This window comes from Cytobacillus firmus DS1 (assembly GCF_000565285.1).
Classification (GTDB): Bacteria; Bacillota; Bacilli; order Bacillales; family Cytobacillaceae; genus Cytobacillus; species Cytobacillus firmus_A.
Genome location: NZ_APVL01000006.1, coordinates 11,942 through 31,589, shown reverse-complemented (window position 1 = coordinate 31,589; position 19,648 = coordinate 11,942). Strand labels below are relative to the sequence as shown.

General features: G+C 42.8%; 21 protein-coding genes and 1 pseudogene. 19 read left to right on the top strand and 3 right to left on the bottom strand.

The annotated features are described in order from the left end of the window. Positions 1-20: 20 nt before the first annotated feature. Positions 21-767, bottom strand: a complete 747-nt coding sequence (locus PBF_RS09170) for a YqcI/YcgG family protein (RefSeq protein WP_081757257.1) — start codon at positions 765-767, stop codon at positions 21-23. Between the two features lie 275 nt (positions 768-1,042). Between PBF_RS09170 and PBF_RS09165 the strand changes: the two genes are divergently transcribed. Together PBF_RS09165 and PBF_RS09160 are read left to right on the top strand one after the other, a co-directional pair. After that, entirely contained in the window at positions 1,043-1,885 is an 843-nt protein-coding gene (locus PBF_RS09165) for an STAS domain-containing protein (RefSeq protein WP_035329417.1), read from the top strand. Positions 1,886-2,046: 161 nt separating this feature from the next. Continuing rightward, the gene (locus PBF_RS09160) at positions 2,047-2,280 is read left to right on the top strand and encodes a hypothetical protein (protein ID WP_343299423.1); all 234 of its coding nucleotides are present in this window, start codon (positions 2,047-2,049) and stop codon (positions 2,278-2,280) included. A 67-nt stretch (positions 2,281-2,347) separates the two neighbouring features. On the opposite strand, the gene PBF_RS26110 is transcribed toward PBF_RS09160, so the two are convergent. Further along, positions 2,348-2,506, bottom strand: a complete 159-nt coding sequence (locus tag PBF_RS26110; RefSeq protein ID WP_160169252.1) for a DUF1682 domain-containing protein — start codon at positions 2,504-2,506, stop codon at positions 2,348-2,350. A gap of 378 nt (positions 2,507-2,884) precedes the next feature. Here PBF_RS26110 and PBF_RS09155 point away from each other — a divergent pair, with 378 nt between their 5' ends. From PBF_RS09155 to PBF_RS09085, 15 genes and pseudogenes are all read left to right on the top strand, one after another. Continuing rightward, positions 2,885-3,748: a PHP domain-containing protein gene (locus PBF_RS09155; RefSeq protein WP_035329416.1), complete on the top strand. Its 864-nt coding sequence runs from the start codon at positions 2,885-2,887 to the stop codon at positions 3,746-3,748. Between the two features lie 35 nt (positions 3,749-3,783). Beyond that, on the top strand, positions 3,784-4,419 hold the full coding sequence (locus PBF_RS09150) for a DapH/DapD/GlmU-related protein (RefSeq protein ID WP_035329415.1): 636 nt from the start codon (positions 3,784-3,786) through the stop codon (positions 4,417-4,419). Positions 4,420-4,544: 125 nt separating this feature from the next. After that, a complete protein-coding gene (locus PBF_RS09145) occupies positions 4,545-5,246 on the top strand; it encodes a GntR family transcriptional regulator (protein ID WP_035329414.1) in 702 nt (233 codons plus the stop codon). A 123-nt stretch (positions 5,247-5,369) separates the two neighbouring features. Next, positions 5,370-5,792 carry a phosphonate C-P lyase system protein PhnG gene (gene phnG / locus PBF_RS09140; RefSeq protein ID WP_035329413.1) on the top strand — a complete coding sequence of 141 codons (423 nt, stop codon included), beginning with the start codon at positions 5,370-5,372 and terminating at the stop codon, positions 5,790-5,792. Between the two features lie 18 nt (positions 5,793-5,810). Continuing rightward, complete coding sequence (gene phnH, locus PBF_RS09135) at positions 5,811-6,431, top strand: phosphonate C-P lyase system protein PhnH (protein WP_035329412.1); 621 nt, start codon at positions 5,811-5,813, stop codon at positions 6,429-6,431. After that, on the top strand, positions 6,419-7,552 hold the full coding sequence (locus PBF_RS09130; protein ID WP_035329411.1) for a carbon-phosphorus lyase complex subunit PhnI: 1,134 nt from the start codon (positions 6,419-6,421) through the stop codon (positions 7,550-7,552). Before phnH ends, PBF_RS09130 begins: the two co-directional genes overlap by 13 nt. After that, the gene (locus tag PBF_RS09125; protein ID WP_035329410.1) at positions 7,545-8,399 is read left to right on the top strand and encodes an alpha-D-ribose 1-methylphosphonate 5-phosphate C-P-lyase PhnJ; all 855 of its coding nucleotides are present in this window, start codon (positions 7,545-7,547) and stop codon (positions 8,397-8,399) included. Before PBF_RS09130 ends, PBF_RS09125 begins: the two co-directional genes overlap by 8 nt. Further along, positions 8,400-9,245 carry an ATP-binding cassette domain-containing protein gene (locus PBF_RS09120; protein ID WP_035329409.1) on the top strand — a complete coding sequence of 282 codons (846 nt, stop codon included), beginning with the start codon at positions 8,400-8,402 and terminating at the stop codon, positions 9,243-9,245. 44 nt (positions 9,246-9,289) lie between these two features. After that, a complete protein-coding gene (gene phnM / locus PBF_RS09115; RefSeq protein WP_035329408.1) occupies positions 9,290-10,468 on the top strand; it encodes a phosphonate metabolism protein PhnM in 1,179 nt (392 codons plus the stop codon). Positions 10,469-10,497: 29 nt separating this feature from the next. Beyond that, positions 10,498-11,202, top strand: coding sequence for a phosphonate C-P lyase system protein PhnL (locus PBF_RS09110; RefSeq protein WP_035329407.1), 705 nt, complete (start codon positions 10,498-10,500; stop codon positions 11,200-11,202). A gap of 118 nt (positions 11,203-11,320) precedes the next feature. Continuing rightward, a pseudogene (gene phnD / locus PBF_RS09105) lies at positions 11,321-12,355 on the top strand (phosphate/phosphite/phosphonate ABC transporter substrate-binding protein). Between the two features lie 230 nt (positions 12,356-12,585). Beyond that, positions 12,586-13,374, top strand: coding sequence for a phosphonate ABC transporter ATP-binding protein (gene phnC / locus PBF_RS09100; RefSeq protein WP_035329406.1), 789 nt, complete (start codon positions 12,586-12,588; stop codon positions 13,372-13,374). Further along, entirely contained in the window at positions 13,364-14,149 is a 786-nt protein-coding gene (locus PBF_RS09095) for a PhnE/PtxC family ABC transporter permease (protein ID WP_035329405.1), read from the top strand. Before phnC ends, PBF_RS09095 begins: the two co-directional genes overlap by 11 nt. After that, on the top strand, positions 14,149-15,006 hold the full coding sequence (locus PBF_RS09090; RefSeq protein ID WP_035329404.1) for a PhnE/PtxC family ABC transporter permease: 858 nt from the start codon (positions 14,149-14,151) through the stop codon (positions 15,004-15,006). Before PBF_RS09095 ends, PBF_RS09090 begins: the two co-directional genes overlap by 1 nt. A 219-nt stretch (positions 15,007-15,225) precedes the next feature. Then, positions 15,226-15,921: a copper homeostasis protein CutC gene (locus PBF_RS09085; RefSeq protein ID WP_035329403.1), complete on the top strand. Its 696-nt coding sequence runs from the start codon at positions 15,226-15,228 to the stop codon at positions 15,919-15,921. A gap of 50 nt (positions 15,922-15,971) precedes the next feature. On the opposite strand, the gene PBF_RS09080 is transcribed toward PBF_RS09085, so the two are convergent. Then, entirely contained in the window at positions 15,972-16,160 is a 189-nt protein-coding gene (locus PBF_RS09080; protein ID WP_035329402.1) for a hypothetical protein, read from the bottom strand. A 622-nt stretch (positions 16,161-16,782) separates the two neighbouring features. Here PBF_RS09080 and PBF_RS26745 point away from each other — a divergent pair. Together PBF_RS26745 and PBF_RS09070 are read left to right on the top strand one after the other, a co-directional pair. After that, positions 16,783-16,932 (top strand): hypothetical protein, encoded by a 150-nt coding sequence (locus tag PBF_RS26745; RefSeq protein ID WP_235192226.1) that lies wholly within the window; start codon positions 16,783-16,785, stop codon positions 16,930-16,932. A 436-nt stretch (positions 16,933-17,368) separates the two neighbouring features. Beyond that, positions 17,369-19,273, top strand: a complete 1,905-nt coding sequence (locus PBF_RS09070) for an endonuclease MutS2 (RefSeq protein WP_035329401.1) — start codon at positions 17,369-17,371, stop codon at positions 19,271-19,273. The last annotated feature ends 375 nt before the right edge of the window (positions 19,274-19,648 follow it).

Sequence of the window (19,648 nt, the reverse complement as noted above, 5' to 3'; positions counted from 1 at the left end):
AGAAGCTTTTTCTGTCCTCCCTATTTATGCTTTAAAGTACCTGGGAGCCGATGAAAAGGGCATTTGGAAATGGCGGTGTCATCATCCCGGAGAAAATATTGTTTCCATTCAAAATTGTCATCGGAGCCATAGCTATTCAAGTCAGGATGGATAGGGATGGCGTCATATTTTAGGAGCCGTTTGCGGACCTGATTTTTAATGCGGGATGCTAATGTTCCCTTTTTCATGAACTCCTGCAGAACCCATCTCGGCGTGATGGCAAGCATCATCGTATCAAAATGGCGGCTCTGCCGATTTTTATGCGCAGGAGTGGCACAATACATAAAGTATTTTTCCCCGTGAAAGCAGAACTCCCAAAGCGGATCGTACGGGTCTTTTGGGGTTTCGTTTGGCCAATCCACTTCATCTATCTCAGACAGCCCCGTCAGCTGGTCCCAAAAAAGCTGCTCATATTCCTCCACATTCAAATTATCCTTATGTTTATAAAAAATGATCAGGGAAGTGTAGCTTCCGAAGTCTCTTGAGTGCTTTGTGAATTCCTTCAGGATGGATGCTGTCTGCTGGATGGAGGCCGGATCTCCTGGGTCGGCCGCAAATCCATAACGAAGCTGATTTTTGGCAAACCCGATGGTCGCAGGGATGCAGGGAAAGGGTTTTTCTTTATCCGTCATTTTTTTCTGGAATTTATCTAAGGCATTCAGCTGCCAATCTTCTAAACTCTGCAGGCTGGAGGAGCTGGCAGTATATAAATGGCTGATCTTAGTCACCCCCTCTAACTCCTACACTATATTCAAAGCGGGATAAGGCGGGTGAGTGTCCTTGGTGAAAATGGGCGGACAGAGGCGGGGGTGTGGTAGTTAATGAAAAGAATTAACGGCCAAAAACCGGAGTGCTGCAGAAAAATAGTAGGTTAATCCAAATGAAGTCCTTAAATTATTTAAATTCATAGGTTTATTCTATAAAAAACCGGGTAAAGAAATATGTTTAGGATGAAGCGGACTCATTCTTGAAGGATTAAAATCAGGTGCTATAGGGGGAGAACATGAATAATCAGATGCGTCTATTAGGGGAAAAGATTTTAAAACAGAAGGATGCAATTGCGAAAAAGCTGCATAAGGATCGAATGAGCGGTGTCGTAATGACAGAAACAGAGAGAGTGCAGGCTGACAAAATGGAAGGGCACATTATTCAGATTCGTGCTGAGTTTATTGAATTGTTCGGTGAAGCATTGCTGAATCATGAGAATAAAAATGAAGCAATGGAAAAGATTGAAAAATGGTGCAAGGAGACAGGCGAGTATTTCTTTAAGCTCGGGATCCCTTTGGATGAAGCTTTAATGGATGCGGGCTATTACCGGAAATATATCTGGAAAGATCTAGAGGAAACGATGATGGAGCTTGAGATGACGGCAACAGAGGTTATAAAGGTTGTCTATTTGATAGATCCCCTGCTGGATCATTCCATTCATTGTTTCAGCATGGCTTATGTCAAATTCCATCAGTTAACACTCGAGAATGCAAAGCAGGCTTTCCTTGAGTTATCTGTCCCGGTTGTTCCCCTTTCTAAAGGGGTGGGCATCCTGCCGTTAATTGGGAATATTGATACAGAGAGAGCTCGGCTGTTAATGGAAGAAACATTAAAACAATCTGCACACCTAAAGCTGTCACATTTAATTTTAGACCTTTCCGGTGTAATGATTGTCGATACCATGGTCGCAGATCAGCTGTTTAAGGTAATTGAAGCCTTATCGCTTGTCGGAGTTAAGACCATCATTACAGGAATCCGACCGGAAGTGGCGCAGACGATCGTCACGCTCGGCATTAATCTGAATGGCATTCAGGTAAGGGCCAATGTGTATCAGGCTTTTGAAGAACTGCATGGATAAATAGAAAATAGCAGAGGAATTCAAATTGAGTTCCTCTGCTATTTTTTAGTTTTATGCCCTTTCTGCCAGTGGGCATCAATTCAATTCTACATCAATACTTTCTCCATCATTCAGCCATTCCATTAGCTGAACTATATTTTATTTTGTTTGAAGGATACAGGGTGCCGAAAAAAGCGGTGCTGACCAGCTTTTTAACACTTAACGTAATTGCGGTGCCAGTGTTCTTTTTGAATCTGCTGCTGGAGACCACTTCCTTCTATTTGGCGAGCCCGACAGAAACCAAAACGCTGCTTTCATTTTTCGGAAATGGTGTCTGGTACTATGTAACACTAGAGGCTGCTGTTATTTGTCTTTTTTATAGCTTGTTTACTTATGCATTATCTGCAGAGAGCTGAACAAAAAGAGTCCGCGGAGAATGAAAGCCTTATCCCTGCTCGAGGGCAGGAATAAGGCTTTTCCTTTTTATCGTTTATTCTGTTCCTTTTCTTTTTCATACTGCCGCTGCGGAGTCATTTTGGAAATGGCATCTTCCACAACTTCCTGAGCTTTCTTCGCTTCCCGATCCTGTTTTTGTGCTTCTTCCTGAATGCGGTTTACATCCTCTGGAGTTTTTTCGCTCATAATATTTGCCTCCCCTTTTCCTATATGTTTTTAATGTTTCCTTTTTAAAAGGAAATAAACAATCCGAATGGAGATGAAGACAATACGCATGCTAGACTTTTACCTATTTTCGCTCATTGAAATTGATTTTCTCCTCCGGCCAAATCTGCGGTACCCAGAGAATTAAATGCAATCGTTGCGTTCTCACCATTTTCAATCGAACCGGCAATATGCCCTCTCGAAGCCGCCGAAATTTGTCGGGACCGGCTCCACTTTGCGGGAATTTATCAACTAAAAAATGAAATTACAAATTCTTAACAGAAATTTACATCCCATTAACCTATCCGGCTTGGCACCAAGTTATTCTAGAAAAAAAGGCTATGAATAGGAGGAATGAAAATGAAAGCAGAGCTGCATTGCCATACGAATGTTTCTGATTGCCCGCTATCGATTGATGAGGTATTGAATCTGGCCATTGCCAATGAGGTTACACATTTGGCCATTACGAACCACGACACGACAAAAGGGCTGCAGGAAGCAATTGATCGTGGAAAGAGGTATGGAGTGGAGGTGATCCCCGGTATTGAAATTTCTGCTTTTGATTTTGACAGAGGACGCCGTGTTCACATTCTGGGCTATTTTATCGAACCAGGGCATAAGGCAATTGAATCGCTGTGCCAGCCGATTGTTGAGCGGAGGCATAAGCTTTCGTTTGAAATGGTTCAAAGGCTGATTTTAGCAGGATACAGCATTACATGGGACCGCTGTCTGGAGCTTTCTGAGGGTGGAACCGGAGTGTATAAGCAGCATATCATGGCAGCTCTTATAGAGGCTGGATATGCTGATTCCATTTATGGTTCTCTTTATAAAAAAATATTTAGCCGCGGCCAAAATGGAGAATCGCCAGGCATTGCCTTTATCCCAATGGAATATGTGGATGCGCGGCTTGCTGTGGAGGCAATTCTTGATGCAGGCGGTGTGCCTGTCCTTGCCCACCCTGGCCAATACGGAAATTTTGAAAAGGTGCCTGAGCTGGCTGAAGCCGGCCTGCAGGGGATAGAAGTCTGGCACCCCCTTCACAGCAGACTGCATGAAGAAATGGCAAGGAAACTGGCCATACACTATGGATTGACCATGACTGGAGGTTCTGATTTTCATGGTGCTTACGGTGAGAAACCGGTTGTGCTGGGCAGCATGTCTCCGGGGGTGGAGAGAGTGCATGAATTAGCTGCGAGACGGATGAGACTGAAAAGCCAGCGTTAATAGGCGTCACATTAAAAAAGGAGTGAGATTTGCACATGTCAATGATTTATAAACCAAAAAAGGATGAAAAGCTCTCTGTTTCTCCTGCTGTACATCAATCCAGCTTCATCATTGACAGCTATGCGGGAGAATGGACGTCAATTGGAGAAAGAAATAAAATTATCGAATCGAAATTTGGCGACTACACTTATACGATGGATGATGTAACAGTCAACTATACTGAAATCGGCAAGTTCTGTTCCATTGCTTCTCATGCTTGCATTAATCCTGTTCAGCATCCGATGGACCGGGTGAGTCAGCACCATATGACCTATCGGAAAGTTGATTATGGTTTCGGCAATCAGGATGATCATGAATTTTTTGATTGGCGCCGTACAAACCGGGTTAATATAGGCCATGATGTATGGATTGGGCACGGTGCTATCATCATGAAGGGTGTTGAAATTGGCACAGGGGCAGTCATCGGCTCCGGTGCTGTCGTTACAAAGGATGTTGAACCCTATACGATTGCGGCAGGCGTGCCGGCAAAGCCAATAAAAAGAAGGTTTTGTGAAAAGACAGCTGAAAAACTGCTTGAAATTGCGTGGTGGGATTGGCCAAGAGAAAAGCTGGAAGCCCATTTTGAAGAATTAAATGATACGGAAGCTTTCATCAGGAAATTCGGGAGCTAACCATAGCCTTACAAGACCCAGTCACAAAAAGATTGGGTTATTTTCATTTTTATAAAAACATTACAATCACGTAACTCTCCATCTAAATTCTTTTTTTAGACTGGGTATCGAAGGGAGCTGGCTGTATGAGTGAAAAAATGATGCTGGTAGACGAGCTGATTACACAAATAAAGGAAGGGAAGTACAAACCAAATGAAAAGCTTCCTTCGGAGAATGAGCTGGCGGATCAATATAGGATTCCAAGAATTGTTGTACGGAAAGCGTATGAACAATTACAGGATCTGGGGTTCATTTTTTCAAAGCAGGGAAGGGGCAGTTATGTCCAAAATAGGAAGCAGCAGATTCCGCTGATTTTAACAGGGGATATCAGTTTTAGTGAAAAGATGAATGAGCTTGGGTTTGACTTCAGGTCGGAGAATATTTGCTGTGAAAAAATCCAGTTTGATTCTGAAGTCTTTCATGCGCTAAAAGTCAATCCGCAGGATGAAGTCTATAAAATTTCCAGGCTAAGAATAGTGGACGGCTGCCCGATTGCCTTGCACACATCCTATGCAGCCAAATCTGTTTTTCCCCAAATTGATAGAGATGGTCCTGGGATCAAATCTATTTTTTACTACTATAGATCCCACGGCTATAAAGAATTTACATCGGGCCAAAGCCAGCTGAGTGTGTTTTTCCCAATAGAGCCTGAACGGAAAATTCTGCAATGCTCAAGTTTAATTCCGCTTCTGCTCCTGGAGTCCCACTGTATGGATAAGGAGACGGGAACAGTATTGGAATTCTCAAGAATAAAGTATAGAAGCGATTGCTTTACCTATTTAATTTAAACTGGCTTTGGTGCAAATATCAGATTAATAAAACTCTTACATAATTTACACTTCTTTAACATCTGCCAGCTTGGCAACAAGATAGATTTAAGATGCAGAACAAAAACAGATGGAGGCCAAAAGGTGAAAAGAAAACAGCGTACAGAAATTTTGATTGAAGGTTCACATGAGTTGGCAAAATCTTTAGCGAATGAGATTGAACAAAAATATTCAGTTTCTGTTTTACAGGAGCCGGAACAGGGACTTGTGATGTTAAAGGTTCGGGAAACTTCCAGGAAAAGCCTGTTTTATTTAGGAGAAGTACTCGTCACAGAATGCAAGGCTAAGGTGGAAGGGAAGATCGGAATTGGGATTGTGAAAGGAGATCACCAGGATTTGGCTTATCATCTTGCCGTGATTGACGCAGCGTTTCTAGGGGATCTTCCCGAAACCAAACCATGGGCCGGGATACTCGAAATTGAAAAGTACTATATAGATCAAAAAAGAAAAGCAAAGAATGAAGAAATTTTAAGAACAAAAGTCAGCTTTGAGACGATGGATGTTTAATAGAAGGAGGTACAGGTGTTGAAATTAGATGTTGTTCATGACCTGCAATCTGTATATAGAAAATTGGTCGATAGCACTTCAAGGCCAGGGCTGATATCAGACCTCGGCAAGGAGGCTGCGCTGCTGGACGGAGAGAATCCAGCAGGCTGCTCCCGCTCAATTTTACTGCTGGCATTAACGCTGCTTGATCCTGAGGTTACGTTTAAAGTATACGGCGGTGATGCTGAAGCATTTGAAAAGGAAATAAATCAATTAACCTTTGCAAAAGCGGTTCAAGCAGACAAGGCCGATTATTTAATTCTCCTGAAAGATGCCGGGGCAGGGTCTCTGGAACATGCCATTGAAATGGCGGATCCGGGAACGTTTATAAATCCGCACAAATCCGCAACGATTATAGCAGAAACAGGAATTATTACTGAAGGGAACAAACTGCTATTAAGTGGACCTGGTATTCAAACAAGCACAGGAATCAATATAGAACTGGCTGGAAATTGGATTGAAAAACGCAATGAAAAAAATAAGGAGTATCCAACAGGGGTCGACCTGGTATTCGTGGACCGGAATCATCAGCTTTTATCACTGCCAAGAACGACTCAAATAACAGAAAGCAGGGAGGTGGAGAAGGAATGGGTTATGTAGCGGTAAAAGGCGGAACACAGGCCATTGAAGAATCGATTAAACGCTTGAAATATGAAAGGCTGCATAAGGAGCAAGTGCTGGAAACCGGACAGATTGAAGCAGGGATGAGAGGGTTAATCGATCAGGTGATGTCAGAAAGCAGCTTATATAATGAGAAGCTTGCAGCATTAGCGATCAAGCAGGCTGAAGGAAATCCCGAAGAAGCGGTATTCCTGCTTCGTGCATACCGCTCGACCCTGCCGAGAAAGTACTGCTCGAATATCATTGAAACCGGGGAGATGAAGGTGGAACGCCGGATTTCAGCCAGTTTCAAGGATATTCCGGGCGGTCAGATCCTTGGCGCTACCACTGATTATACCCACCGCCTCCTGGATTTCAATCTAATGAAGGAAACGGAAGAGTCGGTTAGCGAATGGCTGTCAAATTATGCTTTGGAAAATAGGACAATTGAAATGCTGCAGCATGCATCTGAATTTGTACTTCCAAAAGTGCTGGATTATTTGAGGAAAGAAGGACTGATACCTCCTCTCGAAAACAATGATGCTGAGCCTGATGATGTGACCAGGGAAAGTCTTGAGTTTCCATCAAGCAGAAGCCAGCGCCTGCAAATTCTGACAAGAGGAGAGACGGGAGCTGTTACTTCACTCGCCTATGCGGTTATCAGAGGGTATGGCGCTTTGCATCCGACTGTTGGTGAGCTAAGAGTAGGAAACCTGCCAATATATGTGGGCCATCCGAATGAAGAGGGCAATGACGAAGATGAATATTACATTGGTGATATCAAAACAACAGAAGCAGAAATGCTGATGCCGTTCATGGCAGAAAAGGAAAAAGGCAAGAAGGAATTGGAGTTTGAAATCGGATATGGATTGTGTTTCGGACAAAATGAGACGAAAGCGATCGCCATGGGCATTCTCGATAATTGCCTCGAGCATCCTGATAATAGCTTCCCCAGCCATAATGAGGAATTTGTCCTCCTCCATATTGATTCTGTGGAGTCAACCGGCTTTATATCACACTTGAAGATGCCGCATTATGTAACGTTCCAGTCGAAGCTTGACAGTGTGAGAAAGACAAAAGCGAAAGCAGAAGAACAGGAAGAGGTGCAAGCATATGAATAACGCCTATAATTTTGCTTTCTTTGACGAAGGATCGAAGCGGGAAATTAGAAGAGCCACTTTAAAAGCGATTGCCATCCCGGGTTATCAGGTACCATTTGCATCAAGGGAAATGCCGATTGGAAGGGGGTGGGGGACAGGAGGCCTGCAGCTGACACTCTCACTGATCGGGAAAGAGGATGTATTGAAGGTGATCGATCAGGGATCTGATGAATCTGTCAATGCAGTCAGCATCAAAAAGCTAGTAAAGGATACAACTGGTGTTCAAATAACGGACCATACCTCGCAGGCAACCATTATTCAATCACGTCACAGAATTCCTGAGGTGCCGCTGAGAACGGACCAAATCCTTGTTTTGCAGGTGCCGCTTCCTGAACCGCTCCGGTATTTTGAACCGAGTGAGCATGAAACAAAAAAGCTGCATGCTGAAAAAGAATACAGCGGAGCCTGGCTTATGCTATTTGAACAGATCATGAAATACGGAAGCATGACAACAGGTGCAGATCATCCGGTCATGGTTCACGGCCGCTATGTAATGGCACCAAGCCCGATCCCGCGCTTTGATAATCCGAAAATGGATGAAAACGAAGCACTTATTTTACTTGGAGCAGGACGGGAGAAGAAGATATATGCAGTCCCGCCCTATACGAGGATTGTGTCACTCGATTTTGAGGATTATCCGTTTGAAGGGGAAAGCTTTCATGGGAAATGCTGCAGATTGTGCGGATCTGAGGGCGTGTTCCTTGACGAACTGATCGATGAGGCAACAGGAGAGACGTTTTACCAATGCAATGATACCAGCTATTGCTGTGAAATTTTAAACGAAGCTGAAAAGGCAGGAGTGAATTAAATGACTGAATTTGAGGTTCCGGTGTTATCTATTAAAAACTTAAACAAGCAATTCGGTCCTGGCTGCGACCATTGCACGAACCTTGAGCCTTTGACCCTGATCAAAAATTACTGCAGTGTGTGCGGAACGGTGTATGCGTGCAGGGATGTGTCCTTCGATGTTTACCCGGGAGAGGTGCTTGGGATTGTAGGGGAAAGCGGAAGCGGCAAGTCCACCTTAATGCAATGCCTGTACTTTGACCAGGAAACGACCTCAGGGGAAGCATATATTTCTTCCTATCAGAACGGGATGAAGAATCTTTTTGAGGAGTCTTCCCAGCAAAAAAGGTATATCCGCAACCATTTAATGGGGAAAGTCTATCAAAATCCTCTATTAGGATTAAAAATCGACTTTTCTTCCATTGGAAATATTGCCGAAAAATTGATTGCGGCAGGCAGCAGGAATGTGGAAAGGATGGAAGACAGGGGATCACAGCTGCTCAGCAAGGTGAATATTCCCGTCCATCGCCGAAAGGAAGCTCCAAAGAATTTTTCCGGAGGAATGCAGCAGCGTGTGCAAATTGCCAAAGCCCTTTCTAATCAGCCGCAGATTCTGCTTTTGGATGAGGTTACGACGGGATTGGATCTATCTGTACAGGCAAGTGTTCTGGATTTAATTAAGAGCCTGCAGCGGGAAATGAATATTAGCATTGTGCTGGTTTCACATGATTTGGGCGTTATTCGGATGCTGGCGGACAGAACTTTGGTCATGCTGGAGGGACAGGTCATTGAACAGGGGCTGACAGATCAAATACTTGAAGACCCTCAAGCTCCATTTACTCAAAGCTTGGTTCATTCGCTTCTTTAAGGCTAATCGGAAAAAATCTCATTTCAAATTAGGGGGAAGCACACTTGTACGTTATTACAAACGGAAAACTAATTACAGAGGATACGATTCTGCAAGGCTATGATCTTCTGATAGAGGATGATCGGATCAGCAGAATTGCACCAAAGGGAGAAATGAAATTTGAAGAATCCCTGGAGGTGATCGATGCAGCGGGCGGGTATGTTTCACCGGGATTTATCGATATCCATTCCGATTATATTGAACATATGGCAGCACCTAGGCCAACGTCTTTAATGGACTTTCATTTAAGTCTCAGGGAAGCAGAGAAGGAGCTCATATCCCATGGGATCACAACGATGTTCCATTCACTTTCCCTCTATAAAGAAACAGAATATGCATACAAGCCGATTCGGGAACCGGAAAATGTCAGAAAGCTCATTGACCTGATTGATGAGACCCACAGTATGAAGCATCTTGTAAGACATCGTTTTCATGCAAGGATGGAGATTGATAATGTAGATGCAATCGAAAATCTTAAAAGCTATATTAGCGAAAATAAAGTGCACCTGATTTCATTTATGGACCATACACCTGGACAAGGGCAATATCGCCATCTGGAAATTTACCGGAACACGGTAAAAAGCTATAACAGCATGAGCGATGCCGCGATAGATGTTTTAATCCGGAATCACCAAACGAAGGAAAAGCTTTCAGTTGAGGATATGAAGGAGATTGCAGAGCACGCACAGGCACATAATATAGCAGTTGCTTCACATGATGATGACAGTTTCGATAAGCTGGAACTGGTCAAAAGCTTTGGCACGACCATCAGTGAATTCCCGATTACCCAGGAGGTAGCATTCAAAGCAAAGGAGCTTGGCATGTACACGGTGGCCGGAGCCCCAAATGTCCTGCTCGGAGGCTCTCACAGCGGTAATCTGGGTGCAGCCGACGCGATTCAAAAAAATTCAATTGATATCTTGTGCAGTGATTACTATCCGGCAGCCATGCTTCATGCCATTTTTGAACTGGCAAGGAATTATGGGATGGGTCTGGCAGACATGATCAGGCTTGTCACGATTAATCCTGCTAAAGCCGTGAATATGGATGAAGAAATTGGTTCGATAGAGGAAGGGAAAAAAGCAGACCTTCTGATCATTGAACAATTGGCAGATGATTTTCCGGTCATCACGGGGGTATTCGTTGATGGGAAGCTAATCCAAAAAACAAATTACAGAATTTAATACTACTTTGAATGAAAGCAGGTGGATCGGTGGAAAATCTATTGGAAATCAGAGAACTGTCCAAATCATTTACCCTTCATAATCTCGGTAAGAATATCCATGCAGTGAGCGGAATTGATATCAGATTGGGGGAAGGAGACTTTGTAGGGATTACCGGTAAAAGCGGGAGCGGGAAATCGACCATCCTGAAATGCATTTTTGGAACATACAGACTTCAGAATGGAAGCATTTGGTACAATTCCAGAAAGTTCGGTCCTCTCAATATTGCAGCGGCAACAAATAGACAGATGATCTATTTGCGCAAGCATGAGATAGGCTATGTATCTCAATTTCTGAATGTAATGCCCAGAACGACTGCCAGACAGCTTGTAAAGCAGGCCATTGTTGAAATGGGCCGGGACCAGGTTCATGCCGAAAAAGAGACAGAGCAAATCCTTTCACATTTCGAGCTTGACCCGGAGCTATGGGACAGCTATCCTGCAACCTTTTCCGGCGGAGAAAAACTCAGGCTGAACATTGCCCGAGCGATGGTCAAGAAACCAAGACTGCTTCTTTTGGATGAACCGACCGCAAGCCTGGACTATGAATCTAAAATGAAGGTGAAAGTCTTAATAGAGCAGCTAATGCATGAAGGCACGACGATGCTGGGAATCTTCCATGATCTTGAATTTATGAACAACTTATGTGATAGGGAATACAACATGCAGAATGGTGTTTTTACATTGGCGCATTAATTCTTTACCAATGCTTAATGATTTCATATATTGCCTTATTAGCAGGTTAATATTCGTTCGCTATAGTTAGGTCGATGGAAGCATTAAAATTTTTCCAAATATGAAAGGGGAAGAAATCATGAAGAAAATGGCGTTATTTCTGCTTTCTATGGCTATTACAGTGGTATTTGCAGGCTGTTCGTTTACAGCGAACTCAGAGAAGGACGATACGCTGACGATCGCCTGGCTTCCAAACGAATCAGGCGCTGATTTAGGAGAAGCCCGTGACGAGATTGGGAAACTGATAGAAGAAAAAACAGGCAAGAAAGTAGAGCATCAAACAACAACTGATTATATAGTGGCAATTGAAGCGATTGCTAACGGCAACGCAGATATGGCGTTCCTTGGGGCACAAGGTTACATAGAAGCACATAACAAAAATGAAAAAGTTCTTCCATTAGCTGTTCCGAGCGGCGAGTCAGGCACTCTGGAGGATGCAGTATATTACAGCTGGCTGGCTGTTCAGAAGGAACATGCGGATGAATACAAAAATGGCGGGGAGTTTGCCATAGACAATATTCAAGGAAAGAGGTTCTCCTTTGTTTCGAACAGTTCAACATCAGGATTCAAGGTACCATCTACAGGCATTACGGATTATTTCAGTGCGAAAGAAGAGTTTAAGAGTTTAACAGCAGAGGATCTGCTTGAAGGCGGAGAGGACAAGTTTTTCAGTGAAGTATAATTTGGCGGTTCACACCAGGGTTCTGCAGTCAATCTATTAAGCGGCAAAGCGGACGTGGCGGCATTCTGTGATACATGTGTGAACAATTATGTGGAGCTGGCAGAAGGTGAAGTGAACAAGCAGGGCTCAGTTTATAAAGTGAAAGATGATGCTGCTGAGCCATTAAACACGGTTGCCGGAAAAGAATTCAGCTTAATCTCAGTAACTCCTGTATTAAATGCACCATTTGTAATCAATTCCGGTACATTGAGCGAAGAAGACCAAAAACAGATGCTTGAAATTATGACTTCAGACGAAGTAGCAAATAACGAAAAAATCTTCGTTCCCGAGGACTCCGAATTTTCCGGATTATTCAGCAAAAAATCCGGAAATGAGCGTTTGGTTGAAGTAGAAGATGAGTGGTTCAACCCGATCCGTGAGCTTGCAAAATAAATGTTAAACTTCCATCAGCCGGGGATTCATTCCCCGTTTGATGGCTGGCTGAAATATCGGTATGTGAATGATTTTCCCATAATATCTTTGCGGATAGATTGTAATAACGAAATATTTGCGATAAATAGTTTTTATTTGATTTTTGGCCAAATTCATTTGCAGATAGATTAAGGTTTTGTACATTTACGCCCGATAGCGGGAAAAAACAATTGGATAGGAGGGGTTAACTCTTGGCAGCATTATTGGAAGTTAATCACCTTACAAAGCAATTTGGCAAAGATTCGAAAGCATTAACAGATGTAAGCTTCTCGGTTCAGGAAGGGGAGTTCGTTTCCATTATCGGCCCATCAGGAGCCGGGAAATCAACACTCCTCCGCTGTATCAACCGCATGATTGATGCGTCTGGCGGGGAAATCCGCTTTCAGGATCACCATGTAATGGACTTGAAGAAAAAAGAATTAAAACAGGTCCGCACCAAAATCGGCATGATCTTTCAGCACTATAATTTAGTGAACCGTTTATCGGTAATCGAGAACACTCTGCACGGAAAACTCGGAACCAAATCAACATGGGCTGGTGTCCTTGGGCTATACAGCAATGAAGAAAAAAAGCAGGCAATCCAGATTTTGAATGTGCTTGGCCTGAACGAAATGATTTATAAGCGTGCAGACCAATTGAGCGGCGGGCAAAAGCAGCGGGTAGGCATCGCCCGTGCACTTATTCAAAATCCTCGGATGCTTTTGTGCGACGAACCCATTGCATCCCTGGACCCTAATTCTGCAAAAGTAATCATGGATCACTTGAAGAAGGTTTCAACAACAATGGGCATTACCGTAGTTGTAAATCTTCATCAGGTTGATGTAGCAATCAAATATTCTGACAGGATCATCGGCATTAACAAGGGGCAAGTAGTGTATAATGGATCGGCTAAAGCCTTGACTTCAGAAGATATTCAGCGGATATATGGATCGGAAGCTGAAGATTTAATCTTTGACATTGGAGGCATACATGCAGGCTGATATCTTTGCTAAGAAAAAGCGAAACACCCTTGCCTTCCTATTACTCCTGGGAGCCTTGACCATCCTTGCCATGATCATTACGGAGTACAATGTATTAAAGGGCTTTACTTCTATCCCGAAAGCCATTCAATGGGGAATGGCGAACTTTTATCCAACCGCAGAATCCTTAGAAAAGCTGCCGGTTATTCTTGATAAGCTGCAGGAAACACTCCTGGTTTCGATTGCGGCTACGACAGCAGCTGCTGTATTTGCCCTGTTATTTTCCATTTTCGGTTCGAATACAACAAGGGTAAATGCCTTTTTTGGAGCGATTACAAGAGGAATTGCCACTGTCTTTCGTAACATTGATGTTGCCGCCTGGGCGCTGATTTTGCTGTTTTCATTTGGACAAAGCGCGTTAACTGGCTATTTTGCTTTGTTCTTTGGGTCATTTGGATTCTTAACCAGAGCTTTTACCGAAACAATTGATGAAGTAAGCGGGGGTTCTGTGGAGGCGTTAAAAGCGACAGGCGCAGGCTACTTTTCCATCATCTTTCAATCGGTGATTCCATCAAGCATTCCGCAATTAATCAGCTGGATTTTGTTCATGATCGAAACGAATATCCGCAGTGCCACATTAATTGGACTGCTTACAGGATCTGGAATCGGATTTACATTCAACTTATACTATAAGAGTTTGGCTTATGACACAGCAAGTCTGGTCGTTGTTGTCATCATTGCTGCTATCCTATTGATCGAATATGCATCCAATTATGTAAGGAAGGTGATATTGTAATGGAGGTAAAGGAACAGCTCAGTAATGTAACAGCACCATCCGTTCATTTGCTCGGCAAAAGAATACCGGCAAAGCCTTTGAACAAAGCGGCCATTGTGACGAGATTAACTCTCTTTATTCTGGCTGCGCTGACAGTCTATGCATTTTACAGCTTTGATTATAAAGAACTGGACTTTATGGATGCGCTTCTCGGCACATTCGCCAATTTAAAAACCATATTCCTTGAACCGCATTTGAAGCATTTCTCCTTTGGACATGCCCTTTACCAAGTTATGGTCACACTCGGGCTGGCATTTCTGACAACTTTGTTTGGAGCCATAATTGCAGTCCTATTCGGATTGATGGCCGCTGAGAATCTGTCTTCGAGAAGGGTTTCAATAGTCATTAAAAGCATGGTAGCCTTTATAAGAGCTGTGCCGACCGTCCTGTGGGTGCTGATTTTCGCGGTTGCAGCCGGCCTTGGGAGTACTGCTGCAGTGATTGGAATGACCTTCCACTCGATCGGTTATCTAATCAAAGCCTATTCAGAGTCCTTTGAAGAACTGGATAGGGGAGTAATTGAAGCGCTGCAGGCGAGCGGAGCCAATTGGTGGCAAATTGTCTTTCAAGCAGTTATCCCATCTTCCATCACTTATATGATCTCCTGGACATTTCTCCGCTTTGAAATTAACTTCGCCGTCGCGGTTGCCATGGGAGCAGCAGCAGGAGCCGGCGGAATCGGATTTGACATGTTCATGGCAAGCAGCTTTTACCTGGATATGCGGGAGATCGGCGCTATTACTTATTTTATTCTGGCCGTTGCTGTAATCCTTGAAATCTTTGCTGCTAAGATTAAGAGAAAGCTGAAAACAGTATAGTATAAGTCAATTTTGACCAGGTCCTGATGTGCCTGGTTTTTTATTTTTGCATTACTATGTCACTCCAGCTTACTAACTTGGTATTCTGTGCTTTGAACAAAGTGTATAATGAGATGGGGTAGATAGCGGGATTACTCATATATGAGCTTTAGGGAGAAATTGCTTTAAATTGATTAAGGTCAACTAATGAGAACTCACTATTAAAGGAGATACATAAACATGTTAATAGAAGTGATCGCAGACACCCTGAGTGATGCGCTAATTGCCCAGGAAGCCGGCGCAGGCAGAATTGAACTGGTAACCGGGCTGGCGGAGGGCGGTTTAACCCCAAGCTATGGTGTCATTGAAAGAGTGTGCAAGGAATTAACAATCCCAGTAAATGTGATGATACGTCCGCACAGCCGCGGGTTTTACTATTCCGAAGAGGATATCGAAATAATGATTCAGGATATAAAAGTCTGCAAAAAATTAGGAGTAGCAGGTGTAGTATTTGGCGTTCTTACACTTGACTATCACGTACATAACGATCATATAGAGCAATTAATCAATGCCGCAGAAGGAATGGATATTACCTTCCACCGCGCCTTTGATGAAGCCGATGATCAATTTGCAGCTTTGGAAAGCCTAAAGCAGTATCCACAAATTTCGAGGATCCTTACATCCGGAGGCCGGAGAAGTGCTGCAGATGCAGCAGAAAGACTGAAGCGCCTCCATGAGCTTACTGCAGATAGTCATATAAAGATTATGGCAGGGGCAGGGCTTTCTGTTGAAAATATCAAAAGATTTATGAATGAGGTGCCAGTTACTGAAGTTCACTTTGGTACAGGAGTACGTATCCAATCAAGCTATGAGCATGCGATTGATCCTGAGAGAGTGCAGGAGTTAAAGAGGATCATAGGCCGCGTGGCGTTATAGAAAAAAGCATCAAATTGTTTGATGCTTTTTTGCGTTCTTTCGGAAAATCTTTAACGAATATGATTTGAATAAGGGTCATATAAGCCAGCCAACAGGATAACACTTCCGAGTAAAAAGATGGCTCCCGCTATTAACAAGCCATTGCCAATCAGTCTATCCCTCTTTTTAAGTGAGATGGTCCCCAATGCCATAAAAATGAATGCGATAGGTGCAAGTAAAAGTCCTAATCCAATGTTCAATGATTATCCCTCTCCTAAAAGAATTGCCGTATTCCTTCAAATAAATATATTTTAACAGAATCCTTGAGAGGCAACACTTCCAAATAGGTAATCTTCGACTAAGTAATTTCATACCAATAAAAAAGATTATGTAGGGTTGCTGCCGAATGATTAAAAACTGGGGTCTGATACTAACTTTTCTTTTTATAGCAGTACTTTGCCTCTACCTTATATCAAGATATAAAAAACAAGCTGTTTAGAGAGTTTTTTAAATGCAAATTACTGGAATGATTGTGCAGATACAATTAAAAATATTCGTGATTCTATTAAAGGATTTTTGATGAAGTCGATCATTCCGGGAACGGCGATGAAATTAATACAGGAGACAGTGATGATGGTGAAGATGACGGGGGAGAATGAGTGCCGGCATTTTACCCGGAAATAGCTTAGACCATGAGTTTCAAAGTACCACTTTGTGAAGGGCTATTAGTCCCGCTATATGAAAAACCTATGTTTTATTTTCATTAACTTTCTTAAAAGAAGGTTAATATATGTAAAAATATGGATTAAGACCTTCTATTTCTGTCCAGATTCTTCTATGATTACTACTGTAACAAATAAAGCAGCCAAGGAGGAATTGGAAATGAAAAAATGGTTATTAGCTATGATGGCAGTTTTAATGATTACAGGTGTGGCGACAGGCTGCAGCAATGAAGATGATACTGACGAGACTAACACAGAAGAAACTGAAGATACGGGAACTGAAGAAGGCACTGAAGAAGAAACTGAGTAAAGAATCAAATTCAAAGAAAGTGCGCCTTTTGGAAAAGGTGCACTTTCTTTTTGAATAAATGTACAAATAATTTCCAAAAGCAGTTTGACGAGACTGGCAGTTCCGTGCTACATTAATTTCATATTATTAAAAGGTGTGGTGAAGTATGTCGATTGCAGGTGTCAACTAATTATTTAGTTGAATAAGGTGCTGATTTTCTGGTTATCGCCAGTTTATTAGGAATGCCTTTTTTCAAACATGTTTTGTTTGAATACCTGCTATCAGACTGCTTCCATTTCTATATATTCGTGTAGCTTTAGACACTAAGCCTGCTTAAGGGTTTAGTTTGTTTATGCCTGTTCGAAAAGTAGAACGCCCGCGGAAGCTTTCTGCCCAATTTACATTGGAGTAGGAGAAGGCTTACGCGGGCTATTTTATTTGGAATGAGGCAGAGATAATGAATGGAATGACCTTTGATAAATTGCAATACCATGAATTGAAGAATAAAGTAAAGCAGCATTGCGTCAGCAGTTTAGGGAAAGCGCTGATCGATAAGCTGGAGCCGAGCTCAAATATAAAAGCCGTCCGAAATCGCTTAAATGAAACAAGCGAGGCGAGAAGGCTGCTGGACGCCGAAAAGCATTTGCCATTAACCGGCATTTCCAATATCACCAGTATTATTGAAAAAGTGGAAAAAGGGATCATATTAACTCCATCAGAGTTAAACGCTGTATCCGATTTTCTAAGAGGCTGCCGGAAAATCAAAAAGTTTATGGCAGATAAAGAATTTTTTGCGCCAGTTCTCTACACCTATGCTTTATCTATGACGGAATTCAGGAATATCGAAGAAGAGATCTTATTTGCAATCAAAGGAAACATGGTTGACTCAGGTGCCAGCAAAGACCTGAAACGGATTAGAAATCATATTGCCAAAACCGAAGAGAAAATTGAAGAACGATTGAATAAGTTCCTGCGGAGCAGTGCAAATAAGGAATACATCCAAGAATTTTATATAAGCAAAAAGGATGACCGTTTTACGATTCCCATTAAAGCATCCTTTAAGAATCAGGTAGCCGGAACAGTAATCGAAACATCTTCAAAAGGGTCCACTGTCTTCATAGAACCTGATGCCGTTTCAAAGCTTAATGTGGAATTGGCTATGCTGAAATCGGAGGAGTCGGTGGAGGAATATCAAATTTTAGCCACACTTTCCGGAGCGATTCTTGAGTCCATTCATGAGATCTGCATCAATATTGAATGCATAAGCCAGTACGACATGATTTTTGCGAAAGCGAAGTACAGCAAAAGTACGGACGCCATAGAACCGGGGATTAATAATCATGGGTACATCAAATTAGTAAGCAGCAGGCATCCTTTATTGGAAGGAAACGTTGTCCCGCTGGATTTTGAAATCGGGAAGGACTATAGAAGCTTAGTTATAACCGGCCCAAATGCTGGCGGGAAAACCGTCGTCTTAAAGACAATCGGAATCCTCTCTCTGGCTGTCATGTCCGGGTTTCATATTATGGCGAAGCCGGGAAGTGAAATCGCCATCTTTGACAATGTCTTTGTTGATATTGGCGATAATCAGAGCATCGAGAACGCGCTAAGCACGTTTTCTTCCCATATGAAAAATATTTCAGAGATTATGAGTGCTTCCATTAATAATACGCTGCTTTTATTCGATGAAATTGGAAGCGGAACAGAGCCGAATGAAGGTGCTGCATTGGCCATTGCGATTCTTGAAGAGTTTTATCATATGGGATGCATCACAGTTGCCACTACTCATTACGGTGAGATTAAACGTTATTCTGAAATGCATAATGATTTTATGAACGCTGCCATGCTATTCGATAGCGCGGAATTGAAGCCGATGTATACGCTCTTAATAGGTGAATCTGGAGAGAGCAATGCGCTTTGGATTTCCAGAAAAATGAATATCCGCGAACATGTCCTGAAGCGCGCGCAAATGTATATTGAAAACAAGGATTATAATCTGGAAGCAGTAAGAGAGAACAAAATAAAGAAGCCAGTGATTGAAGTGAAGCAGAACATAGACGAATATCCTTATGAAATCGGTGACCGTGTAAAACTGATCAGCCAGGATGATTACGCCATTGTATATGAGCCAATAGATAAATTCAATAACATCAAGCTGTTCTATAAAGATGAAATAGTGGAAGTGAACAGCAAGCGGATTGAACTGGACATTAAAGCAAGCGAGCTGTATCCGGAAGGGTATGACAGGACTACCCTATTTACCAGTTACCATGAACGGAAGCTGCAGCATGATCTGGAGAGAGGATCGAAAAAGGCACTGCGAAAGGTTGAAAAGGAGATTAGGAATAGGAAACAGGAATAAAATGAGGCGATTCTCCGGGTGGAGGATCGCCTTTTAGTGTTTTCTCATTCTGAAGTTTATAGGTTCGGACACAGATTTGTGGTTTCCTGCTTTTTGTGTCCGAAGTTGTTTCGGGTTCTGACACAGGAGCAGGGTTTCCTGCATTCTGAGTCCGAAGTAGGCTCGGGTTCTGACACAGAACCAGGGTTTCCAGCTTTGTGTGTCAGAAGTAGCTTCGGGTTCTGACACAGAACCGCGGTTTCCTGCATTCTGAGTCCGAAGTAGCCTCGGGTTCTGACACAGACCCAGGGTTGCCGGTTTTCTGAGTCCGAAGTTGACTCGGTTTCCGACGACGCCAGCTGGATTTCCCCTTCCTGTGTCCGAAGTTGCTCCCAA

Bases quoted from the DNA above. Each gene is read 5' to 3' on its own strand.
- PBF_RS09165 (WP_035329417.1), top strand. From the start codon at position 1,043: ATGAATAATCAGATGCGTCTATTAGGGGAAAAGATTTTAAAACAGAAG.
- PBF_RS26110 (WP_160169252.1), bottom strand. From the start codon at position 2,506: ATGAGCGAAAAAACTCCAGAGGATGTAAACCGCATTCAGGAAGAAGCA.
- PBF_RS09155 (WP_035329416.1), top strand. From the start codon at position 2,885: ATGAAAGCAGAGCTGCATTGCCATACGAATGTTTCTGATTGCCCGCTA.
- PBF_RS09150 (WP_035329415.1), top strand. From the start codon at position 3,784: ATGTCAATGATTTATAAACCAAAAAAGGATGAAAAGCTCTCTGTTTCT.
- PBF_RS09145 (WP_035329414.1), top strand. From the start codon at position 4,545: ATGAGTGAAAAAATGATGCTGGTAGACGAGCTGATTACACAAATAAAG.
- PBF_RS09130 (WP_035329411.1), top strand. From the start codon at position 6,419: ATGGGTTATGTAGCGGTAAAAGGCGGAACACAGGCCATTGAAGAATCG.
- PBF_RS09125 (WP_035329410.1), top strand. From the start codon at position 7,545: ATGAATAACGCCTATAATTTTGCTTTCTTTGACGAAGGATCGAAGCGG.
- PBF_RS09120 (WP_035329409.1), top strand. From the start codon at position 8,400: ATGACTGAATTTGAGGTTCCGGTGTTATCTATTAAAAACTTAAACAAG.
- PBF_RS09095 (WP_035329405.1), top strand. From the start codon at position 13,364: ATGCAGGCTGATATCTTTGCTAAGAAAAAGCGAAACACCCTTGCCTTC.
- PBF_RS09090 (WP_035329404.1), top strand. From the start codon at position 14,149: ATGGAGGTAAAGGAACAGCTCAGTAATGTAACAGCACCATCCGTTCAT.
- PBF_RS09085 (WP_035329403.1), top strand. From the start codon at position 15,226: ATGTTAATAGAAGTGATCGCAGACACCCTGAGTGATGCGCTAATTGCC.
- PBF_RS26745 (WP_235192226.1), top strand. From the start codon at position 16,783: ATGAAAAAATGGTTATTAGCTATGATGGCAGTTTTAATGATTACAGGT.
- PBF_RS09070 (WP_035329401.1), top strand. From the start codon at position 17,369: ATGAATGGAATGACCTTTGATAAATTGCAATACCATGAATTGAAGAAT.